We start from the raw sequence: 21,467 nt of genomic DNA, 5'->3' as shown, positions 1-21,467 counted from the left end.
CAGCAAACGCTGGCGTAGCGACAGGCTTATTGCGCCAGATACCCGCCATCTACCGGCAACACCGCGCCGGTGATGAAGGAGGCTTCATCTGATGCCAAAAACAGAATGGCGTTGGCAACTTCTTCCGGTTTTCCCATACGACCCAGCGGGTGCATGCTAACAACCTTTTCAATACCATCTTTCCCCAATCCGGCTACGGCTGGGGTATCAATCGTGCCGGGGGCTACGGCATTTACGCGCACACCGTGGCTGGCAAGGTCAATGGCCAGATGCTTCGTAAGGCCAGACGCTACAAATTTGGCAGGGCCATAAACAGCCTGCCCCTTCTGGCCCGCAAAGGCAGAAATGGAAGACAGGCAGACAATGGAACCTTTGCTCGCTTTGACCATTTCGGCGGCTGCGTATTTGCAGCTTAAAAACATACCCCGGCCATCAACCGCCATGGTGTGGTCCCACAAATCAACCGTGGCGGAGGCAAGATCAGCTTCCGGAATAATCCCTGCATTGGCCACAAGAATATCAATGCCGCCAAAGGTACTGACAGCTTCTTCCATAAGCCGTTTGATATCGGCTTCACTGGAGACATCGCCAGCCACCCCAATGGCTTGTGCGCCGATATTTTCAAGCTGCTGCACCAGATCATCCAGCGGGCCCTGGTCCTGATCGTTCAGAACCAGTTTTGCCCCTTCACGCGCAAAGCGTTCCGCAGTAGCGCGGCCCATACCACGGGCTGCTCCGGTAATAACGGCAACCTTGCCCTGAACCCGGCCTTCTGTTGCGTTTGTTGGCATAATAATCAACTCATTCCTGATAATAAAATGGAGAATGCAAGACGCAGTTTGCACAATCTGGCAGGTTTGTTTTGGAGTGTCTTTTTAAGGCCGGTTGCGTGGGGCTTGTCTTGCAATAATCCATCATTGCACGGTCAAGTCCCTCTTTCCGGTCTCAAAAATTTACTGCCGTCTTCAACTGCGTATTTTACAAACCGGGGTTTGAAAATGTCGTCCTGTTATTCTTTCAGGAAAGGGCGGCCCTCATGCGCAACCAACAGATCATGCATGTCTGTCGCATGTTCTTCTTCTTCGGCTAGAATCCGTTCCAGCATGATACGGGTTGTGGGGTCCTTGTCACCAAAATAGCGGATCAGTTCACGGTAGTGCTCAATAACAAGGCGCTCGGCTACCAGATTCTGGCGCACCATTTCTACCAGATTGCCCCCTTTGCCGTATTCACTGGCGGAGCGTGTGGCCAGACCTTCCGGGTCAAAATTCGGGGTGCCTCCAAGCTGGTCAATGCGGTTGGCTGCCGCCAGCATGTGAGCGCGTTCTTCCTTGGCATGCGTTGCAAATTCTTCGGTAACGCTCTCGCTGGTCAGCCCTTCAACAGAAATGGAATGCATGGTGTAGCGCAGCACGCACACAAGTTCGGTTGCCACTACGGTTTGCAAAAGATCAATGGCAGTCTGCACATCGCCTTCATAAGTGGGGGTGACAGCACCTTTCTCAATGGATTTCTGGGCCCGTTCGCGCAGGGTCTGTACGTCTGTCAGAAACGTATTTTCTGTTGTTTGCGCCATGGAGCATTCTCCTGTCTAAAATAGATTTCAATCCCGCATTGCAGGACATTTCGCTTTTAACAACAGGCTCAAGCCGGAATGGTTGCAGGTTTTTTTTAACGCTCTTGTGACTGGCGTTTCAGGAACTCTCACGGCAGGGGCGTGCTCGGTGCTCGGTGCTCGGTGCTCGGTGCTCGGTGCTCGGTGCTCGGTGCTCGGTGCTCGGTGCTCGGTGCTCGGTGCTCGGTGCTCGGTGCTCGTGCTGTGGTGTTGGCCGCCGTTTCTAAGGCACTGTCAGGTTGTGTAACCATAAAGTTGCAGCCTGAATTGTAGCTGTTTCATCCTCTATATGTTCGTCAGGTTCTACGCCGTGCTTGTAAATCACGCCCGTTCGGTCTGCTTCAAAACTGGTGGCTATAGGCATGATACCGCCATCCGGTAGCCTGAATGTACGGTTGCTGGATGTCAGGCCCGCCGTAGGGGTTCCAAAAAATCGAGTGTTGGGGCGCCCCTTGAAGGCGATGGCAACGGCCTCGCCTGAACTTGCGGTATGGGGACCAATCAGGACAGCAACGGGGATTGTGGAAAGGTCAGGCTGCGCCATGTCCTGATGGTCTATGGGCAGGGTCTCTTTCCATGGGCGCGATTTTTCGCCTGATGTGGTCACGAAATATCCCAAGGGCGCATCACCCAGAAACGGTTTGAGACCGGCAAGCATAGGCCACATGTTGCCCCCCTGATCTTTCCGCAGATCAAGCACCCACCCTTTGGCGGGGGCAAGGGACCGAATGGTGGAGAGAAGGGCGTCCCTGTAAGCGGACATCTCTTGCGGTGAGTGTGGGGTAAAGCCTGTCAGACCAATTGTATTTATGCCAGCGGAAAGGGTTTTGGCCTCAGGGGGAGCACGCCACATCTGTTCAAAGCCCGATTTTTTCCACGGCGGGATGACAACGCTATGGTGATCATCAAGATTTTTAATAAGTAATCTGAGGTTCGCATAAACATCGGCAAGGAGCGCTGTGTGGGAGAGGGCAAGCAGGCGCGGTGTTTCTGTTTTCCAGTCAATGTGTGACGCATTGACCGCATTTTCTTTAATATCAGACAGCGCTTTCTGCATGACAGCTTCCGGCAGGGGGGTGCCATCTGGCAGTTTTTCATCATCAAGCGCGGATAATGTTAGGGAACTGGCAGTTACTTTCCCTTTTCCCTTCAGCAATACGCCAAACACAAGTCTGGTCGCGTCACGCGGAATCAGAACCAATGTTGTGCGTGTCACATTCTGGCTGCTGGCGGGCACAGGGGCAGCTTGTGTGTTGGAAAAGGCAACCTGTTTTGTGCCTGCATAGGCGGCTATCCATAACGCTGCGCCGGTAGCGGTACTATCTGTGGTTAAAATGCCCTGTAGGCGAACGGCTTTTCCCTGTCGCCCCGTGGCGGGAGCGGCGTGGCTGGCAGCGGCAAAAGCATCCGGTGGAGCAGTGCCACTGTGCAGCGTTATGGTATCATCTGATGCGTCACCCTCGGGGTGGTGTGTGATGGTGAGGTCATAGCTGTTTGCAGTATCGGTTTTTTTCCACCCGGTCTGCTGTGCCCCTGCTGCCTGCGGCATCAGGGCGCAGGCCAAAAGAGCAGAAACACAGGCGATGTTTTTGACCGAGCGAGGCATCAGAGCGCTTTCCTGTTCAGTATTCAGAAAGATGATGCACCAGAAATGCTGTTTGGCATCACCTGTTCTGTGTTGTCATGAAAAAATCATCTCTCTTCGGCTGGTAAGGTATTATGTGCGGCTGCTTTGCAAAGCCTGTTCCATCCAGGCTGCAAGCGGGAATAAATGGGAGTCCTGATTGTGCAGGGCCATGGCCATCAGACCAACGGGGGCCGTGCCTGCCGGATGGCATGGCAGGCTGATGGCACATCCATCCAGAAAATTGGTTACAGTCGGGTTGCGCAGTAGCAGCAGGTTTGTGCGTGTGTAGATGTCATCCTCGGCAAGGTCCGCCATGCGGGGGGCAATAATCGGCACGGTCGGCATCAGAATGGCATCATACCCCCCCAGAACTTGCGCTGCCTTGGCAATCAGGGCATTCCGGTTGCGGATAAGGGTGATGTAATCAACAGCACTCTGTTCCTTGCCGCGTAAAATCCGTTTCAGCACAAAGGGATCATACAGATCAGCTTTATGGGCAATCAGGTCTGCATGCCATGTCAGGGATTCCGGGGCAGGGAACCCGCCCAGCCGGTTCAGTTCCGGCAGCGTGGCAAGGTCTGGAAAATGCACATCGTCCAGCACAGCCCCGGCCTGTTCCAGCCTGCGCAGGGCAGCATGATAGGCGGTGGAGACCGGTTCATCCATGCCGTCCAGCACGTAGGTCTGCAACACGCCCAGCCGTGGGGCGGAGAGAGCATCCGGCGCAGGGGCGTCTGCTGCCGTCACCTCCTGCCCGGAGAGGGCGCGGTCTGCCGCCCAGCAGCAGGACACGGTGTGGCCAAGGCTGCCAATGGAATCCAGCGTGAAGGATAGCGGCACCGTGCCTTGGGTAGAAATGCGGCTTGCGGTGGGTTTGTAACCCACAAGGCCCGTCAGGGCGGCGGGAATACGGCAGGAGCCCCCGGTGTCACTGCCAATACCAATGGCGGCCATGCCATCTGTGACGGAAATGGCCGCACCGGAAGAAGAGCCACCCGGAATACGGCGGTTTGGGCGGTCCCACGGGTTGGCGGGCGTGCCGGTGTGCGGGTTGATACCCACGCCGGAGAACGCAAATTCCGTCATGCTGGTGCGGCCAATGGAGATCAGCCCGGCCTGCTTCAGGTTGGCAATGGCGGGCGCATCCTGCTGCGCGGGTGCGGCATCAGCCAGCACGCGGGACCCTGCGGTGGTGATACTCCCTTCCTCATTAAACAGATCTTTCACAGACGCAGGAATACCCGCCAGAAATGGCAGGGCATTTCCCGCCTTGCGGTGTGCGTCATAGGCATCAGCCGTGGCGCGGGCCTGTTCTGCATGCACTTCCGTAAAGGTGCGTGTGCCTTCGCCTGCCGGGTCGGCTATGCGGGCCAGAGCCTGCTCCACGAGGTTCCGGCTGGTGGTGGAGCCTGCCGCCAGAGCGCGGGCTGTGTGCAGAAGAGAGGCTGAGGGCTCAGGCATGGAATGGGCTCCAGAAGGAATGGGCAAGCCGGACAGATGATGGCTTCTATAAAAGCGTGGTTGCAAAAAAAATCACAACCCCCGCAGGCATAGAACGTTGTGATGCTGAGATAACATAATAACAAAAGCGGAGGTCCATTGTGCAGGGAACCGGCTGTTCTGAACTGAACAGAAGCCATGAAGAAAAACCACAAGATAATAGCAGTAACTCTGCCGGCCCATGGCTGGGGCAGGCGTCCCTTTTTGCGCTGGCTGCGGGGCTCGCCGGGTTGATGTTTGGGCTGGATACCGGCGTTATTGCCGGAGCTCTGCATTTTATTGGGCTGGAATTTCATACCACAACCGTTACGGATGAATGGATTGTCTCCACTCTTATGCTGGGGGCAGCCGGGGGTGCGTTGCTGGCTTCCTTTCTGGCGCGGGAATGGGGGCGGCGTATCACGCTTTCCTGTGCGGCCGTGCTGTTTCTGGCAGGCACGGCGGCGTGCTGCTTTGCCCATTCCGTGCCCGTGCTGATGGCAGGCCGTGTGGTGCTGGGTCTGGGCGTTGGTCTGGCTGCTTTTGCCGCACCCCTCTATATTTCTGAAATTACCGCCCAAAAAGACCGCGGGCGTATGATTTCCCTGTATCAGATGGCCATTACCATCGGCATGCTGATGGCCTATTTTTCAGACAGTCTGCTGGCTGGCGGCGGTCATTGGCGCTGGATGCTGGGCATTCCCGCCATCCCGGCCGTGTTCTTTCTGCTCAGCACGCTGGTGGTGCCTTATTCTCCGCGCTGGCTTGTCACACAGGGGCGGCACAAGGAGGCTTCCCGCGTGCTGCACATGCTGCGCGACAGTAGCGAGAAAGCCAAGCGTGAACTCACGCGTATCCGCCAGCAGGTGAACAAGGAAAATGTGAGCGGATTTGAACTGTTCAAAACCAGTGCACCCTTCCGCCGCAGCTTCTTTCTGGGGCTTTCCCTTCAGGCGCTGCAACAGCTTACGGGCATTAACGTGCTGATGTATTATGCGCCCAAAGTGCTGGAACGCGCGCATTTTGGCAGCGCAGCCGCCATCTGGGCCACAACATTGCTGGGCGTGGCCAATCTGGCGGCCACCGTTGCCGCCCTGTTTCTGATCGACCGCTGGGGGCGTCGTCCGCTGCTGGTAACAAGCTGCATTATTGCCAGCCTCAGTCTGGTTCTGTTCGGGTTTGTGCTGAAGCTTCATGTGGATGGACCGTTGGGTGCTGTGCTGATTATTGGCACGCTGGTCGCGTTTATTCTGGGCTACGCCTTGGGGGAAGGGCCGCTGCCATGGACCCTGTGCTCGGAAATTCAGCCGCTGAAGGGGCGTAGCCTCGCCATTGGGTGCTCCACTTTTGTCAATTGGATAACCAACTGGCTGATCAGCACCGTCTTCCTGTCCTGCATGACCGTGCTGGGAGATTCCGTCACGTTCTGGATGCTGGCCGGGTTCAACATGTTGTTTCTGGTGGTGGCACTGCTGTTTGTGCCGGAAACCAAAGGCACATCACTGGAAGATATTGAAGATAACCTGATGCGCGGTGAACGCCTGCGCGATATTGGCGGTCCCGCCACCCCGCAGGAAGCAGGGACTCAGGCCGTAGCCTGAGCCTTGTCCTGCAAGGTAACAATCAGTGGCACATGGTCGGACGGGCGTTCCATCGCCCGTTCATCCCGGTCCGGCCAGGCGGTTTCAAGCCGTTCCGCCACACGGGGGGAGAGCAGGGCGTGGTCAATCCGCAGCCCGCAATCCCGGGCCCAGGCTCCGGCCTGATAATCCCAGAACGTATAGGCCGGGCCAGAGGGATGCAGCGCGCGCAGGCCGTCTGTCAGGCCCAGCCACAACAGGCGGCGGTAGGCCGCACGGCTTTGCGGGCGCACCAGTGCGTCATCGGGGCCGAGGGCACCGGGGGCGCAGTCTTCCGGTGTCGGGCAGACATTGTAGTCGCCAGCCAGAATGAAATCCGTATCCGTTTGCAAAAATGCGCGGGCGCGGGCTGTCAGGGCATCAAAAAACGCCAGCTTGGTTGCGTAACCATCCTCTCCGCCGGAATTGCCGTTGGGCAGATACAAATTGCCCAGTGTCAGCCCTTGCGTGCGCACTTCCACATAACGGGCCACCGGATGGTCAAACCCCGGCAGATGATCCGTGGTGATCTCCATCCCGCTTTTAACCAGCGTAGCCACCCCGTTATAGGATTTCTGGCCCACAACGGCACAATCATACCCGGCTTTCTGAAAGGCTTCGGCAGGAAACTGCGCGGTCTCGCACTTGATTTCCTGCATCATCAGCACGTCAGGCTGTTCGCGCTCCAGCCAGTCCAGAATCAGGTGCTGGCGCTGGCGAACGGAATTAACGTTCCAGGTCGCTATTTTCATGCGACGGAAAAGCTCGTGCCACATCCGCAGGAGGACGCTGCATTGGGGTTGTTCACCGCAAAATGCGCTCCCATCAGCTTGTCCGTAAAATCCAGCTCCGCCCCGGTAAGCAGATCAAGGCTGGCAGGGTCTACTACCACCAGCGCGCCACCTTTTTCAATGTGCGTATCATCCGGGGCAATCGCCTCCGGCCCGATCAGCGTGAACTGATACTGGAAGCCATTGCAGCCTCCGGCTTCCACCGCCACGCGCAGCGCGGCTGGCGGGGGTGCGCCCTCCGGGGTGGCAGTGGCCTTGCGTTTGGCAATAACCGAGGCAATCCGCGTGGCGGCGGCCTCAGACACGGTAAAGGGCTGGGGCTGGGTCATACTCCACTAGATAGCGCGGGGGGAGGGCAGTTTGAAGGGGCATGGGGGCAGAGATGGTCAATTTTCAAGTAATGGCTTAGGGTGCGGCGCATCTTATGTGGTGGAACCTGCCTGAAACGCAGTTTTGCCGCACCAGCGGGGCAGCCTACGCCCGCCCCGGAACACCGTGACGGAGCAGGATTACACACCCATGCCAGCACAGGCCGCAGCCCATCTGTTTCTTGCCCCTTATGCAGTGCAGCCGGGCGAAGGCCGTGGCCGCCGCCTGCATGCGGAGGATGAATCTCCCACCCGTTCGCCCTGGCAGCGGGACAGGGACCGCGTTGTGCATTCCTCAGGCTTCCGCCGCCTGCAATATAAAACGCAGGTGTTCATCAACCATGAAGGTGATTTTTTCCGCACCCGTCTGACCCATTCGCTGGAAGTGGCGCAGGTTGCGCGCTCCATGGCCCGCTTTCTGCAACTGGATGAAGACCTGACAGAAGCCGTGGCTCTGGCGCATGATCTGGGCCACACGCCCTTCGGCCATGCGGGGGAGGATGCGCTGGCCGCCCAGATGCAGCCGTGGGAGGGGTTTGACCACAACACCCAGGCGCTCCGGCAGGTGACGCTGCTGGAACGCCGCTATCTGGCCTTTGATGGCCTGAACCTGACATGGGAAACACTGGAAGGGCTGGCCAAACATAATGGGCCGGTCAAAAAGCCCGCGCCGTGGCTGCGTGAGTTTGATGCCCAGTGGCCGCTGGACCTGCACACCTATGCCTCGGCAGAGGCGCAGGTGGCGGCGCTGGCGGATGATATCGCCTATCATGGGCATGATCTGGATGATGGTGTAAAATCCGGCCTGCTGACGCTGGAAGACCTGAAAGACGTGCCGCTGGTGGGGGATGCGCTGGCGCAGGCTCAGGCGCTGGCGGCGGATCTGCCAGCAGACATGCCGCAGAAAAACCAGCGTATCCGGCATGAAATGGTGCGCCGTGTGATTCATGCGCTGGCCACGGATGTGCTGGTGTGCACCCGCAAGAACCTTCAGGACCTTGCGCCGCGCAGTGTGGAAGATATCCGCGCCGCATCCGCGCCGGTGGTGGCATTCAGCCCCGCCATGGCGGAGGCCAACAAGGGCATCCGTAAGTTCCTGTTCGCCAAATTGTACCGGCACTGGCGCGTCAACCGTATGACGTACAAGGCCCGGCATGTCACGGCGGAACTGTTCACCATTCTGGTGGAGTCGCCCAAGCTGTTGCCAGACCGCTGGCGTGAAACTGCATTGGCGGGTAATGACGCCACCATACGCCGTACAGTGGCGGATTACGTGGCTTCCATGACGGATCGCTACGCCATGGAAGAACATCGCCGGTTGACTGATCTGTCAGTACCGGGCTGAAAACGCGGCTCGATCGCTTTTGTAGTGGGAATTTTGTCGGCATGTCTGAGTGTTTGTTCCAGCTTTATCGTCACCATGTCCTGGCCGCCGTGCGAGGGCTGCTGCCCGACGTGCCGGAAGAAACACTGGCCCGCGTTGAAGTAACCCCCACGCGCGACCCCGCGCATGGGGATATGGCGACCAACGCCGCCCTGCTGCTGGCCAAGGCGGCCCGCCGCAAACCGGCCGATATTGCGGCTGATCTGGTTGCCGCCCTGCAAAAGGTGGATGGCGTGGCCAAGGTGGCCGCTGCTGGCCCCGGCTTTGTGAACATCACACTGGCCCCGGATGTGCTGCGCTCCGTTCTGCCTGCCGTGCTCAAGGCGGGTGAACGGTATGGCGATTCGCAATCCGGCAAAGGCGTGCGGGTGAATGTGGAATATGTGTCCGCCAACCCCACCGGCCCCATGCATGTGGGCCATTGCCGTGGCGCCGTGGTGGGGGATGCGCTGGCCAACCTGCTGGCCAAGGCCGGGTTTGATGTCACCAAGGAATTCTACATCAATGATGCCGGCGCACAGGTAAAGGCGCTGGCCTGGGCCACCTACTGGCGTTATTTGCAGGCGCTGGGCACCACCCTGACGGAAGATGCGTTTTCAGACCTCACACCCGGCGGGCTGCAATATAAGGGTGAATACCTTATTCCCGTAGCGGCTGAACTGGTGGCCGAATATGGGGACAAACTGGCCGAAGACGGCGCACGCCCGGCCCCTGAAAAAACATGGCTTGAAACCGTACGCGGCTTTGCCGTGGCGCATATGCTGACGGCCATCAAGGAAGATCTGGCCGCCCTTGGCGTGCATCATGATGTCTTCACGTCCGAAGCTCAGGTGCTGCGCGATGGTGTGGTGGATGCCGCCATCACCCGGCTGGACAAGGAAGGCCTGCTGTATGAAGGCGTGCTGGAACCGCCCAAAGGCAAGCTGCCGGACGATTGGGAAGAACGTGAACAGCTTCTGTTCCGCTCCACCCAGTTCGGGGATGATGTTGATCGCCCGCTGAAGAAGTCTGACGGCACAAACACCTACTTCGCCAATGATATCGGTTGCCATGCGGATAAGGTGGCCCGTGGCGCGCAGGTGCTGATTGACGTGTGGGGCGCGGACCATGGTGGGTACGTCAAACGCATGAAGGCCGCCGTGCGTGCCGTTACGGATGATACCGTGCCGCTGGAAGTGGTGCTGTGCCAGATTGTGCATATCCTGCGGGATGGTCAGCCGGTTAAAATGTCCAAACGCGCGGGCACCTTTGTCACCCTGCGGGACCTGATTGATGAAGTGGGCAAGGATGCCGTGCGCTTCACCATGCTCACCCGCAAGAGCGATGCCCAGATGGAGTTTGATCTCGATCTGGTGGTGGCGCAGCAGCGGGATAACCCGGTCTTTTATGTGCAGTATGCTCACGCCCGCTGCCGCTCCGTTCTGCGCATGGCGCAGGAAGATGGCAGCTACGGCCCCGTAACGGCAGAGGCACTGGCACAGGTGCCCCTGACCACGCTGGAAGCCGATGCGGAAATGGCGCTGCTGCGTCGTCTGGCGGAATGGCCACGCCTGATTGAGTCCGCAGCCCTTGCGCGGGAGGCCCATCGCGTGGCCTTCTATCTGGCAGACGTAGCGAGTGACTTCCATGCCCTGTGGAACCGTGGCCGGGATGATGCATCCCTGCGCTTCCTTCAGCCGGATGCGCCAGAGGCAACCCGTGCGCGGCTGGCGCTTGTTGCCGCCACCGCCACGGTTATCCGGTCTGGTCTGGCTGTAATGGGCGTGGAACCCGTAGAGGAAATGCGCTGATGAGTGACGATAACAAGGATTTTTCGTCAGATAACCGGATCAGCCGCGCGCGTGAGCGCATGAGCACGGATTATGATGACACCCTGCCTCCCCGTCGGCCCGCAGGGCCAGCAGGCAAGGGGGGTGTTGCGTCCAGTGTTCTCACCCAGTTTCTGAGCAGTGATGCCGGAACCCGCAAGCTGGTCTATGGCGCTGCGGGCCTTGGGGGGCTGCTGGTGCTGGGTATTGGCGGCTGGGCCCTGCTGGGCCACCATCAGAGCGGTATTCCCGTCATGGGGCCACCGCCTGTTGCCATGCGCACCAAGCCAGTTGATCCGGGTGGGATGCAGCTTGATGGCGTGGCCATGCCTGATACGCCGGATGACGGGCAGGCTCATCCGGTGCCCGCGCCTGAAAAACCCAACCCCACCGCGCTGGCCCAGCAATACGGGCAGCAGGCCGCCAGCACGGAGGCCGCGGACAACGCGAAAAAAGCGGCAGACGCCACGGGGGATGACCCGGACATCAAGGAAGCCGGACCCAAAGGGACTGATGCTGGTGCCCAGGGCACAGATCAGTCTCAGGCAGGGGGGGCTGCCGGTGCGCAGCCAACAGCGGAAGATCAGCAGCCTACAAGCCTGCCCGATTCTTCCAACGGCACAACGGATGAATCCGCTGCCGGTGATGCCGCAGCGGCCTCCGGCGCGGCTACCGGCAAGGCTGCCCAGCCGCAGACCACTCCGGCAGCACCTGCAACTCCGGCCCGCAAAGCGGCTTCCGATTCCGCAGCACCGCCAGCCGCCCGGAAGGTGGAACAGGCTCCTGCCGCTGCGCCGCTCCCGGCCTCTTCCGGTGGCAAATATCGCGTGCAGCTTGCGGCGTTGCAGTCTGAAGCGCAGGCGCAGCAGGAATGGAGCCGCCTGAAAACGCGGTATCCCACTCTGTTTGCAGACCGCACGCCCATGGTGGAAAAAGTGCAGCGTGATAACGCAGTGTTCTATCGTCTGCGGGTGGCGGGCTTTGCCTCCACTGCCGAGACAAGGACCTTCTGCAACGCGGTGCGGGAACGTGGGCTGGCCTGTGCGCAGGTGCACCAGTAACCGCAGCGCGGCAGCTGGCCCGCATGTGCTAAAGGCCAAGGTTCTCACGGGGCGTTCGGCTCTTCCCGGCGTAAAAGCCGGGGTGCTTGCATGAAAGACCATGCGGTGCAGTCACAAAAGCGGGTTATGCCGTCCCGGATGCTCGCTTCTGGGGGCAACGCTTTTTTCAGCCGGTATTGGTCTGGGCGTTTCGGCTCTGGGGGTGTCAGCCCGTGCGTGATGCGGTTGCTGTGGGCCCAGTCCGGGTGGCCAGCCAAACAGGCAGCCTGAGTAAAGAGCACCTCCACCCATGTTTGTAAGCCACAGATAAGGCAAGACCTGACAAATGGACGCCGATCAGCGGCCTGCACTTCCCCCTGATGCCCCGGCCCCGGACGAGACGCTGGCAACCGGCGTTTCTCCGGCACCGCAGGAAACAGCGTCTCCTGAAGCGGGAGCGGAGCAGCCCGGCGCTGCCAGTGCAAGCACGGAAGAGGCCGTGCCCCGCGTACCCGTGCTGCATCTGGATGGGTTTGAAGGCCCGCTGGATCTGCTGCTGGATCTGGCACGGGCGCAAAAGGTTGATTTAAGCCGCATTTCCATTCTGCAACTGGTGGAACAGTATCTGGCCGTGGTGGAATCCGCCCGCAAGGTGCGGCTGGAACTGGCGGCGGATTGGCTGGTAATGGCCGCTTGGCTGGCGTGGCTGAAATCCCGCCTGTTGCTGCCCGCCGAAGATGATCTGGCCATGGAGGGCGAGGAAGCCGCCGAACTGTTGCAGGAACGGCTGATTGAACTGGCCTGCATGGGGGAACTGGCCCGCTGGCTGGATGCCCGCCCCCGGCTGGGGCGCGATGTCTGGGCGCGCGGCGAGAGTGAAACCCTGATAGAAATTGATCGCTCCGGTCTGGCGCTGGATATGCCGCAGCTTATGCGGGCCTATATGGCCGCCATGCGCCGCACGGCCCGCAAGCGGATCTATGCCCCGCGCACCATCCGGTTCTGGACCGTGCAGGATGCGCTTTCCCGCCTGACCCGGCTGTTGGGAGAAACGCCGCCGGGCTGGAACAGTCTTGACGCCTTCCTGCCAGACGCCTTGCCAGAGGCCGCTGTGGGGGAGGATGCCATCCGCCAGCGCCGCGCCGCCATGGCCGGCACGCTGATTGCGGGGCTGGAACTGGCCAAAAGTGGCAGGCTTGAACTGCGGCAGGATGAAACTTTCGGCCAGATCCTGCTTCGCCCCCATGAAGGACCAATTGACCCTGTGGAGGATGAGGAAACACCTCCCGCTCCAGACGCAGCCGCCGAGGATAGTCCGGCGGAGGGAGAGCAGGGCACCGATGCAGCAGTGCAGGCAGCATCAGACCAGCAGCCGTCAAAGCGGCGTAAAGGCAAGCGGGGGAGACACAACGCATGACCACCACCAACCCGGATGTTCCCCCCATGCCGCAGACCCCGCAGCAGAACACCCCTTCCAGCCCGGATCAGCCCGATATGGCGGATAACACGCAGGCCGCACCCACCCACGCGGCACTGACAGACCCTGCGCAACCGGCAGCAGGGGAAGCCGAAAAAAGAGTGGCACCCACCTCATCTTCGCTTGACGCCTCACCCCAGACCAGCACGGCTTTAGAAGCAGAAGCAGAAGCAGAAGCAGAAGCAGAAGCAGAAGCAGAAGCAGAAGCAGAAGCAGAAGCAGAAGCAGAAGCAGAAGCAGAAGCAGAAGCAGAAGCAGAAGCAGAAGCAGAAGCAGAAGCAGAAGCAGAAGCAGAAGCAGAAGCAGAAGCAGAAGCAGAAGCAGAAGCAGAAGCAGAAGCAGAAGCAGAAGCAGAAAAATTACCCGACCCGATGCTGGAGCCATCCTTCACGGTGCCGGATGATGCCGTAAGGCTGGCGGAGGCGCTGATCTTTGCCGGAACGGAGCCTGTCAGCACCCGTCGGGTGGCGGAGTTGCTGGAAGCCCGGCAGCTTATTCCTGATGGGGTGGACAATCTGGCTGCGTTTGTGAACGCCGTGCTGGCTGCCCTTGTGGCCCGGTATGAAGGCCGGGGCGTTGCACCCGTTGAAGTGGCGGGGGGCTGGCAGTTCCGCACCGCGCCAGATCTGGCGCCGGCGCTTACCCGTGTGCTGGAACGCCCACGCCGCCTGCCGCGTGCGGTGATGGAGACACTGGCTATCATTGCCTATCATCAGCCCTGCACCCGTGTGGAAATTGAAGAAATTCGTGGTGTCAGCCTTGGGCAGAACGTGCTGGATACGCTGATCGAGGCCTCATTGATCGCGCCGCGTGGGCGTAAGGAAGTGCCGGGCCGCCCTGTGCTGTGGGGCACCACGCCCGATTTCCTGCGTCATTTTGGTCTGCGTGCCCTCTCGGACCTTCCCCGGCGTGAAGAATTGCTGGTGGATGTGCCCAATCTGGAAGCAGACCCGCGCCTGCCGTCCGCTGATGCGCCCGCCTCCGCCCCGGACGGTGAGGAAGACGCTCAGGCCGCTGCTCAGCAGGATGGGACACCCTCAGGCGACCAGCAGGAGGATGCGCCCGAGGCGGAGGGACAGACTTCAGATACAGGTGGCCCAGACTCCGCAGCAGCGACGGCATCAGCGGAATCCTCCGAGCCCTCCGGCGCGACAGGTGCTGCCAGCGGAGAGGCAACGGAAGCAGCCATGGGCGAGCCGGACGCAGAAGGCACCGACCATCCGGAAGCGCGCGACGAGGATGACGTTTCTGCCTCTCAGTCCGATACCTCCGCGCCGCAGGTGGGAGACCCTGTGGAGACAGACCCGGACCTGAGCGCGGTCGACGAAAACACGGTGGAGGACGATGCGTTCTCCGCCTTTGAAGAGCCGGATAGCCCGCGTGAGGCCCCCGATGGTGGCACCAGTGGTCCCGCCGATGCTGGGCCGGAGGGGAGTGTGCAGGATACGCCTGCGGAGGGAACGGTTTTCCCGCCGGAGCGGTCGTGATAGACCAACGGCATCTGTGTGTCAGACCCACCAGCACCCGGCAGGGTGGGGTGGGCTGTTGCATGCGTGAAAACAAGAGCCCTGCCTGTGGGAAGAAACTCCCTTCTTCCGGCGTTATGCTGCTGAGTGGTCCTGCCGATGTTTGATTTTGCCTGGTCCGAGATTGCCCTGATCGGTGCGGTTGCTCTTGTGGTGATCGGCCCGAAGGATCTGCCGGTGGCTATTCGCGGACTGGCGAAGGCGGTCAAGAAAGCCCGTAATCTGGCGGGAGAATTTCAGTCCCACGTTGATGAAATGGTGCGCGAGGCCGATCTGGGCGAGGTGCGGGAGCACATGCGGGACCTGCGCAACCTGAACGTGCGCGGGCGGATCATGAAGGCCATTGATTCCGATGGCTCGCTGAAACGCACATTTGAATCCTCCCCGCTTGATGGGCCAGTGATGCGTGCGCCGGCTGGCCCGCGCGCGCTGGATGCAGCGCCTGCGCACACACCGGGGGCTCCCGCGGGCTCTTCCGCCATGCTGGAGGAACGCAGCGTCGGGCTGCCCAGCCTGCCGCCCGTGCCCGGCGGCCAGAGTACGCTTTACGACTATGATAGCCCTTCCGTGCTGGAAGAGCTGGAAGATGCGCCGCCAGAGCTGCCACCCGGTATTGTGCGCCGCATTGTGCGGGAGCGGGAGCGACTGTTTCCGCCTGCCATTCTGCCGCCCGTGCGTGTGCTGCATGGTGGCCGCAGTGTAGCGCCCGGCCCGGGTGGCCCCGCGGCAGGGAGTCATACGGGTTCAGATGCCGCCGTTGCGCAGGCCGCAAGCGGTTCTGCCCCTCCGGTCACTTCCACCGAAGTGGAGGAAAAACCCGCTTACATGCCGCCAGAAGCCCACGCCGCCATGCACGCCACCCCCACCGCTCATGGAGCGGACGCCAGCCCGAGCGCCCAGCCGGATAGTCAGTCATGACGGAGAACGAGACCCTGCACGACGATCCGATTCACGATCAGCCCATGCCGCTGATTGACCATCTTCTTGAACTGCGCCGCAGGCTGCTGTGGTCCGGGGCCGCGTTTCTGGTGTGCTTTGCCCTGTGCTACCATTATGCGGGCGATATCTACCTGTTTCTGGCCCGCCCTCTGGGTGAGATCATGCGCCAGCAGGGCGAGCAGCCGCATCTGATCTACACCGCGCTGTATGAAGCCTTCTTTACCTATATCCGGGTGGCGTTCTTCGGGGCGGCGTTTCTGTCCTTTCCGGTTATAGCCATTCAGGCATGGATCTTTATTGCCCCCGGCCTTTATCGCTCGGAAAAACGCGCTTTTGCACCGTTTCTGCTGGCAACACCCGTGCTGTTCGTGCTCGGAGCAGCGTTGGCCTATTACTTCATATTCCCCATAGCATGGCGGTTTTTCCTGTCTTTTCAGACACCGGGCAACAGTGGCGGAGTGCAGATCGAACTTCAGGCCAAGGTGTCTGAATATCTCTCACTCGTCATGAAGCTCATCATGGCGTTTGGCGTGGCGTTTGAACTGCCGGTAGTGCTTACGTTGCTGGCCCGCGTTGGCATTGTCACGTCTGACATGCTGCGGCGCTTCCGCCGGTACGCCATTGTGGCGGCGTTTGTCATTGCCGCCATTCTCATGCCGCCAGATGTCATTACCCAGATCGGGCTGGCCGTGCCGCTCGTTCTCCTTTACGAGATTTCCATTCTGTCCGCCCGCCTTGTGGAGCCCAAACGCCCGCTGGATGCTCCACAGCCGGAGCAGGACTGAAGCAAGACGCAACCAACTCACCAAGGGGCTTTCTGACCCATGCATGACATCCGCGCCCTGCGCGCAGACCCTGCCGCTTTTGATGCCGACCTGGCCCGCCGTGGGCTGGAACCCGTAGCGCAGAAACTGCTCTCGTGGGATGAGGAACGGCGGCAGGCCCAGACCGCGTTGCAGGAAAAGCAGGCCCGCCGCAAGGCGCTGGCGCGTGAGATCGGCACCCTCAAACGCACAGGTGGAGACAGCGCCGCGCTTGAGGCGGAAGGCACTACCCTGCGTGAGAGCATGGAAGAGCTGGAACGCCGCGTAACCGATCTGGAAGGCCAGACCGCGACCCTTCTGGCGACGCTGCCCAACCGGCTTGACCCCACTGTGCCCGATGGCCCGGATGAGAGCGCAAACGTGGTGCTGCATGTGTGGGGCACACAGCCGGACTTCGCCTTCACCGCCCGCCAGCATTTTGAACTGGGTGAAGCGCTGGGGCAGATGGATTTTGCCACCGCAGGCAAGCTCTCTGGCGCGCGCTTTGTGGTGCTGCGCGGCGCGTTGGCCCGGCTGGCCCGTGCACTCGGCCAGTTCATGCTGGACCTGCATGTGGACCATCACGGCTACACGGAAACACAGGTGCCCGTGCTGGTGAATGATGCCGCCATGTATGGCACGGACAAACTGCCCAAATTTGCTGATCAGTCCTTCCGCACGGAAGATGGCCGCTGGCTGATCCCCACAGCGGAAGTGCCGCTGACGGCCTCCGTGAGCGGAGATATTCTGGACGGCAAGACGCTCCCCCTGCGCATGACGGCGCTAAGCCAGTGTTTCCGTAGCGAGGCCGGGTCTGCCGGGCGCGATGTGCGCGGCATGCTGCGCCAGCACCAGTTTGAAAAAGTGGAAATGGTGTCCGTCACCACCCCGGAAGACAGTGATGCCGAGCACGAACGCATGACGCGCTGTGCCGAAACCGTTCTGGAAAAGCTGGGTATTCCCTACCGCCGTGTGCTGCTGTGCGCGGGAGACACCGGCTTTGGTGCAGCCAAGACGTTTGATCTTGAAGCCTGGCTGCCGGGGCAGGGCGCGTGGCGTGAAATCTCCTCCTGCTCCAACACGCGGGACTTTCAGGCCCGGCGTATGAACGCCCGCTTCCGCCCGCAGCAGGGTGAAGCTCCGGTGTTTGTGCACACGCTCAACGGTTCCGGTCTGGCTGTGGGCCGCACACTGATTGCGGTTATGGAAAACGGCCAGAACGAGGACGGCTCCATCACCGTGCCAGAGGTACTGCGTCCTTACATGGGTGGTCTGGAACGCATCAGCGCCTGAGGTAAAGTATCCGGCGAGGCCAGAATGGGCTGAACCGGCGCTCCTCTTTCTGCACGGGCGTGGCAGGTGTTGCTTGCCCGCCAGTGCGGAAGATGGCCTGAAAATTCGTTGCAGTGGGGAGCGTGGAGAAACCCGTTCCAAACGGGCCGAAAAGCGTGCGAGGCAGAAAAGGTGCGGACGTTTGGCGCGCCGCACTGCCAGCAACCCAGTTCAGCAAGACCGTCAGATCAGTTTGGTTACGTTGTGCTAAAAAGGGCGATCTTTTCCTCCCAGATGTCCCGTCCTGGGCGTCGCCTGAGTCTTTTCAGTCCTCCATTGTTCCCGCCAGCCTTGAACCGCTGAGAGGCCACGTCGCCTTCATCAAGAAAGAACGCCAGATATGATGCTGCTTCCCCCACATTCCGCAAACCATGCTCTTGCTCGTAAAAGGGTGCGGTCCCGTTCTGCGCGGCGGCTGTGCTGTGCGCTTCTGGGGGCGGTGGCGTTGGGTGCTGTGTCTGGCACGGCGCTGGCGGAAGACACCACGGTGCATGGTTGGAACACCACCGGCAACCTGACCGTGGTAGACCGGTTTGCGGATGAACAGGCGTCCGGCATTGCACGCCTGCCAGATGGGCGGATTGTGCTGTCCTTCCCCACCAGTGCGCAGCGGCATAAAGGCCCGGTTCTGGCCACATGGACACCGGGCCAGCTTACACCGTTCCCTAGTGCGAAGGCGCAAGGCAAGCTCATTTCCCCGCTAGGCATGACGGTGGATGGCAACGGCCAGCTCTGGCTGCTGGATGAAGGCGTGCGCGCAGGCAGCAAGGCCAAGGCAAAACCCGCCCTGCTGCATATTGACCCCACCACCAACACCATTGTGCGCCGTTATGCGCTGACCGCGCCCGCCGTGCGGGCAGACAGCCACGTGAATGATGTGCGGATTGACCTCACCCACGGCAGCGCAGGTACGGCGTTTATCAGTGATACCTCGCAGACCACTCACCCGGCCCTGATTGTGGTTGATCTGGCCAGCGGGCAGGCGCGGCGTATTCTGGCTGATACGGTTTCCGTCAGCCCCGTGCCCGGTTTTGTGATGGAGGCCGATGGGCGTCTGGGCCGTTTTGATGCTGACCACCCCACCGTGCCGCAGGGCGGGGTGGATGGCGTGGCCCTGAGTACGGATTCCACACGCCTTTACTGGTCTCCGCTGTCCTCCCGCCGCCTTTATAGTGCCCCCACCGCTGTGCTGGCGGACAGCGCGGCTTCGGACGCCACGCTTGAAGGCGCGGTCAAGGATGAAGGTGAAGTGGGCATCATGGATGGCATGGCCACCGCCCCGGATGGCAGCCTGTATGTGACAGACATTGAACGCCATGCCATTGTCCGCCGCGCGCCAGATGGCACGCTTTCTCTCGTGGCGCAGGATGCCCGTCTGATCGCGCCAGACAGCATGGCGTTTGATGGCAATTCCATCCTGCTGACGGTGGGCCAGTGGGCCCGCCTGCCTGCCTTCCATAATGGCAAGGACATGCAGGAACGTCCCTACATTCTGGTGCGCATTACGCCGCCAGCACCCGTGGCCCAATAAGAGCGCCAGATAACGGACGAAAAGGGTGAAGTGAGCCCTCCTTCAGGCAGGTCCGCGCCGTTTTGCGCCTGCGGTCGGAAGGGGGCTCTGATGTTTCCTCATCAGGGCTTCTCATCTCCCTTTTTCCAGTCAAAAGTTTCCAGTTTCCAGTTTCCAGTTTCCAGTTTCCAGTTGCCACGGCACACGGCACACGGCACACGGCTCACGGTCATGGGGCATGGGCTGCGCAGGTGGCTTTCTGACCACGAGACAGTATTCCCACTCACACAGGAATGCCGTCATGCGCGGCAAGAGCGTTCTGTCAGCGGCGTGACGCCTTTTCAGGCGACGTCTCTGCCGCCTTTCTGTCGCTACTGCCGTTCTGATGAAGGAAAGCTGTGTGGAACTGATCTACGCCGCATCCTGCGGGAAAATCAGTTGCACCATAAAGCCATCTTTCTGCCCCGGTATGGGGGAGGCAAGCTGCATCGGTACGTTCATATGTCTGGCGATGGTGCGGGCAATCGCCAGCCCAAGCCCGCTGCCTTCGGCCTGAGAGCCGCCCCGCACAAACGGGTCTGTCAGTTTGCTGAGTGTGGCGTCCGGCAAAGCAGGCGAGGCGTTCTCTACAGTCAGGATAACAGCGTCTGCCATCTCCGGCTGCTGCCGTAATGCCGCCAAGCTGGAACCCGTCGCGCCCTGAGCTTGCGTGCGAGAGATAATGTCCTTTCCCATAGGAGAGTCCGCCAAAGCGAGACTGACGCGCACGGGAGAATCCGGCGGACTATGGCGCAAGGCGTTCTCCAGCACATTGCGCAGCAGGATTCCGGTAGCATCCATGTCTCCCCGCACGCTCAGATGGGTGCAGCAGCCGGTTTCCAGCATCAGGCGCGGGTTATCGCTGTTCTGGGGGCGGTCCAGTTCATCCGCCATCACGTGCAACACGGGCAGCAGGTCAAACTTGTCCCGCCTAAACCCCGTTCCAGCCACCGCGCGGGAGAGTTGCAGCAGTTTTTCCACAATGCGGCTCAGGCGCTGAATCTGGCTGATCATGGCGTCCAGCCGGTATGTTGCATCCGCTACAGCGATTTGCTCTGCTTTTTCGCTTGCAGACAACGCAGTTTGCGGCATCACGCCAGTGCCAGTGCCAGTGCCAGTGCCAGTGCCAGTGCCAGTGCCAGTGCCAGTGCCAGTGCCAGTGCCAGTGCCAGTGCCAGTGCCAGTGCCAGTGCCAGTGCCAGTGCCAGTGCCAGTGCCAGCAAGGGAGAGTGTCTCAGCGGGCAAGGTGGCAGGCGCGATTTTTGCCATCGTGTTCACAGGCAGGGGAAGCGTGGCGGTGCTCGCCTGTCGCGCCAACTGACCACGGAGCATCTGTGCCTGCGCCAGCAGGGCGGCTATGGGGTTGCGCAGTTCATGCGCGGCGTTGCCGGCAAAGGCGCGCTCGGCGGCCAGCGCCTTGTGCAGCCGTTCCAGCAGAAGGTTGACGGCGGCCTGAATGGTGGAAAGCTCCACCGGCAGATCCAGTTGCGGCACGGGGTTGAGGTTACCGCCGCCTCGTTCCCGAATTTCACCCTGTAGCCGCACCAGCGGGCGCAGGCTGCGGCGCACAATCCACACCACCAGCAGCCAGATGCACGGTATGGCGCCCAGAATGGGCAGAACCGCAATCAGAATGGCATGGTGCGTGGCCTGCGCTCGGTGTACGCGGGGCTCCCCCACCATAATGAAGCGGTCAGGCTGGGCTGCCGGGGTGACATAGACCCTAAACCGATGCTGCATGAAAAAACCGGCTTGCGGCGGCGTGACAAATCCGCTCTCCGGCGCGTTGGAGGAGCGCAGCAGCACGTGGCCCTGCGCATCCGTAATCTGATACGCCAGAGAAGTCGGCATGATGTTGGAAAGATGGGCGACATCATGCCCGCTGCTCTGCTGGTTGAGCACCAGAACGGCAAACTGCAATCGCTCTGCCACTTCCTGAAGGGAGTCATCCAGCCGCTCGGTAATCTCGAATTTTGTAAAAGCCCCGGTCAGAAGAACAACAATGGCAAGGCAGCCAATCACCACACCAATAACGCCACGCACCAGCCGGGTTGAAAGCCGCCACTGACGCACGGAGGCTGGCGTGGTGGTGGCAGAGAAAGGGGGCACG

Annotated in this window: 17 protein-coding genes; 10 read left to right on the top strand and 7 right to left on the bottom strand. The window is 60.7% G+C overall.

Features of this window, described 5'->3' with window-relative positions; genetic code table 11:
- Positions 1–26: 26 nt before the first annotated feature.
- The 4 genes from QWU00_RS05465 to QWU00_RS05450 all read right to left on the bottom strand — a co-directional run bounded on the left by QWU00_RS05465 (position 27) and on the right by QWU00_RS05450 (position 4,703).
- The gene (locus QWU00_RS05465) at positions 27–791 is read right to left on the bottom strand and encodes an SDR family NAD(P)-dependent oxidoreductase (RefSeq protein WP_035381269.1); all 765 of its coding nucleotides are present in this window, start codon (positions 789–791) and stop codon (positions 27–29) included.
- 218 nt (positions 792–1,009) lie between these two features.
- Positions 1,010–1,576: a ferritin-like domain-containing protein gene (locus QWU00_RS05460; RefSeq protein WP_035381268.1), complete on the bottom strand. Its 567-nt coding sequence runs from the start codon at positions 1,574–1,576 to the stop codon at positions 1,010–1,012.
- Between the two features lie 262 nt (positions 1,577–1,838).
- Entirely contained in the window at positions 1,839–3,221 is a 1,383-nt protein-coding gene (locus QWU00_RS05455; RefSeq protein WP_052051438.1) for a S41 family peptidase, read from the bottom strand.
- Positions 3,222–3,332: 111 nt separating this feature from the next.
- A complete protein-coding gene (locus tag QWU00_RS05450) occupies positions 3,333–4,703 on the bottom strand; it encodes an amidase (protein ID WP_035381266.1) in 1,371 nt (456 codons plus the stop codon).
- Between the two features lie 140 nt (positions 4,704–4,843).
- Here QWU00_RS05450 and QWU00_RS05445 point away from each other — a divergent pair, with 140 nt between their 5' ends.
- Complete coding sequence (locus QWU00_RS05445) at positions 4,844–6,322, top strand: sugar porter family MFS transporter (protein ID WP_035381264.1); 1,479 nt, start codon at positions 4,844–4,846, stop codon at positions 6,320–6,322.
- Here QWU00_RS05445 and QWU00_RS05440 read toward each other — a convergent pair.
- Both QWU00_RS05440 and QWU00_RS05435 read right to left on the bottom strand, forming a co-directional pair.
- Positions 6,307–7,092 carry an exodeoxyribonuclease III gene (locus tag QWU00_RS05440; protein WP_035381262.1) on the bottom strand — a complete coding sequence of 262 codons (786 nt, stop codon included), beginning with the start codon at positions 7,090–7,092 and terminating at the stop codon, positions 6,307–6,309. The genes QWU00_RS05445 and QWU00_RS05440 overlap by 16 nt on opposite strands.
- Positions 7,089–7,460, bottom strand: coding sequence for a HesB/IscA family protein (locus QWU00_RS05435; protein ID WP_035381260.1), 372 nt, complete (start codon positions 7,458–7,460; stop codon positions 7,089–7,091). Before QWU00_RS05435 ends, QWU00_RS05440 begins: the two co-directional genes overlap by 4 nt.
- A 190-nt stretch (positions 7,461–7,650) precedes the next feature.
- Here QWU00_RS05435 and QWU00_RS05430 point away from each other — a divergent pair, with 190 nt between their 5' ends.
- The 9 genes from QWU00_RS05430 to QWU00_RS05390 all read left to right on the top strand — a co-directional run bounded on the left by QWU00_RS05430 (position 7,651) and on the right by QWU00_RS05390 (position 19,339).
- Positions 7,651–8,844, top strand: a complete 1,194-nt coding sequence (locus tag QWU00_RS05430) for a deoxyguanosinetriphosphate triphosphohydrolase (protein WP_035381258.1) — start codon at positions 7,651–7,653, stop codon at positions 8,842–8,844.
- A 41-nt stretch (positions 8,845–8,885) separates the two neighbouring features.
- A complete protein-coding gene (gene argS / locus QWU00_RS05425) occupies positions 8,886–10,673 on the top strand; it encodes an arginine--tRNA ligase (RefSeq protein WP_035381256.1) in 1,788 nt (595 codons plus the stop codon).
- Positions 10,673–11,752, top strand: a complete 1,080-nt coding sequence (locus QWU00_RS05420; RefSeq protein ID WP_035381254.1) for an SPOR domain-containing protein — start codon at positions 10,673–10,675, stop codon at positions 11,750–11,752. The genes argS and QWU00_RS05420 overlap by 1 nt, the downstream gene beginning before the upstream one ends.
- A 325-nt stretch (positions 11,753–12,077) precedes the next feature.
- Positions 12,078–13,148 carry a segregation and condensation protein A gene (locus QWU00_RS05415; protein WP_035381250.1) on the top strand — a complete coding sequence of 357 codons (1,071 nt, stop codon included), beginning with the start codon at positions 12,078–12,080 and terminating at the stop codon, positions 13,146–13,148.
- Positions 13,145–14,695, top strand: coding sequence for an SMC-Scp complex subunit ScpB (scpB, locus tag QWU00_RS16900; protein WP_408860584.1), 1,551 nt, complete (start codon positions 13,145–13,147; stop codon positions 14,693–14,695). Before QWU00_RS05415 ends, scpB begins: the two co-directional genes overlap by 4 nt.
- Before the next feature lie 138 nt (positions 14,696–14,833).
- Entirely contained in the window at positions 14,834–15,652 is an 819-nt protein-coding gene (gene tatB / locus QWU00_RS05405; RefSeq protein WP_081938998.1) for a Sec-independent protein translocase protein TatB, read from the top strand.
- Positions 15,649–16,458 (top strand): twin-arginine translocase subunit TatC, encoded by an 810-nt coding sequence (tatC, locus tag QWU00_RS05400; protein ID WP_035379019.1) that lies wholly within the window; start codon positions 15,649–15,651, stop codon positions 16,456–16,458. Before tatB ends, tatC begins: the two co-directional genes overlap by 4 nt.
- Before the next feature lie 39 nt (positions 16,459–16,497).
- Positions 16,498–17,769 carry a serine--tRNA ligase gene (gene serS, locus QWU00_RS05395; protein WP_035379021.1) on the top strand — a complete coding sequence of 424 codons (1,272 nt, stop codon included), beginning with the start codon at positions 16,498–16,500 and terminating at the stop codon, positions 17,767–17,769.
- A gap of 382 nt (positions 17,770–18,151) precedes the next feature.
- A complete protein-coding gene (locus QWU00_RS05390) occupies positions 18,152–19,339 on the top strand; it encodes an L-dopachrome tautomerase-related protein (protein ID WP_150395735.1) in 1,188 nt (395 codons plus the stop codon).
- Positions 19,340–19,729: 390 nt separating this feature from the next.
- On the opposite strand, the gene QWU00_RS05385 is transcribed toward QWU00_RS05390, so the two are convergent.
- Positions 19,730–21,466 carry a sensor histidine kinase gene (locus QWU00_RS05385; RefSeq protein ID WP_304651030.1) on the bottom strand — a complete coding sequence of 579 codons (1,737 nt, stop codon included), beginning with the start codon at positions 21,464–21,466 and terminating at the stop codon, positions 19,730–19,732.
- Position 21,467: the final 1 nt, after the last annotated feature.

The sequence above is a fragment of the Acetobacter tropicalis genome (assembly GCF_030644465.1).
GTDB classification, from domain to species: domain Bacteria; phylum Pseudomonadota; class Alphaproteobacteria; order Acetobacterales; family Acetobacteraceae; genus Acetobacter; species Acetobacter tropicalis.
The sequence above is the reverse complement of the archived record's forward strand: the minus strand, read 5'-3'. Positions and strand labels throughout refer to the sequence as shown.

Excerpts from the sequence above, each read along its gene's own strand:
- scpB (WP_408860584.1), top strand. The coding sequence starts at position 13,145 with ATGACCACCACCAACCCGGATGTTCCCCCCATGCCGCAGACCCCGCAG.
- QWU00_RS05465 (WP_035381269.1), bottom strand. The coding sequence starts at position 791 with ATGCCAACAAACGCAACAGAAGGCCGGGTTCAGGGCAAGGTTGCCGTT.
- QWU00_RS05435 (WP_035381260.1), bottom strand. The coding sequence starts at position 7,460 with ATGACCCAGCCCCAGCCCTTTACCGTGTCTGAGGCCGCCGCCACGCGG.
- tatB (WP_081938998.1), top strand. The coding sequence starts at position 14,834 with ATGTTTGATTTTGCCTGGTCCGAGATTGCCCTGATCGGTGCGGTTGCT.
- QWU00_RS05455 (WP_052051438.1), bottom strand. The coding sequence starts at position 3,221 with ATGCCTCGCTCGGTCAAAAACATCGCCTGTGTTTCTGCTCTTTTGGCC.
- QWU00_RS05415 (WP_035381250.1), top strand. The coding sequence starts at position 12,078 with ATGGACGCCGATCAGCGGCCTGCACTTCCCCCTGATGCCCCGGCCCCG.
- QWU00_RS05420 (WP_035381254.1), top strand. The coding sequence starts at position 10,673 with ATGAGTGACGATAACAAGGATTTTTCGTCAGATAACCGGATCAGCCGC.
- QWU00_RS05430 (WP_035381258.1), top strand. The coding sequence starts at position 7,651 with ATGCCAGCACAGGCCGCAGCCCATCTGTTTCTTGCCCCTTATGCAGTG.
- QWU00_RS05390 (WP_150395735.1), top strand. The coding sequence starts at position 18,152 with ATGCTGCTTCCCCCACATTCCGCAAACCATGCTCTTGCTCGTAAAAGG.
- QWU00_RS05440 (WP_035381262.1), bottom strand. The coding sequence starts at position 7,092 with ATGAAAATAGCGACCTGGAACGTTAATTCCGTTCGCCAGCGCCAGCAC.
- serS (WP_035379021.1), top strand. The coding sequence starts at position 16,498 with ATGCATGACATCCGCGCCCTGCGCGCAGACCCTGCCGCTTTTGATGCC.
- QWU00_RS05460 (WP_035381268.1), bottom strand. The coding sequence starts at position 1,576 with ATGGCGCAAACAACAGAAAATACGTTTCTGACAGACGTACAGACCCTG.
- tatC (WP_035379019.1), top strand. The coding sequence starts at position 15,649 with ATGACGGAGAACGAGACCCTGCACGACGATCCGATTCACGATCAGCCC.
- QWU00_RS05450 (WP_035381266.1), bottom strand. The coding sequence starts at position 4,703 with ATGCCTGAGCCCTCAGCCTCTCTTCTGCACACAGCCCGCGCTCTGGCG.
- argS (WP_035381256.1), top strand. The coding sequence starts at position 8,886 with ATGTCTGAGTGTTTGTTCCAGCTTTATCGTCACCATGTCCTGGCCGCC.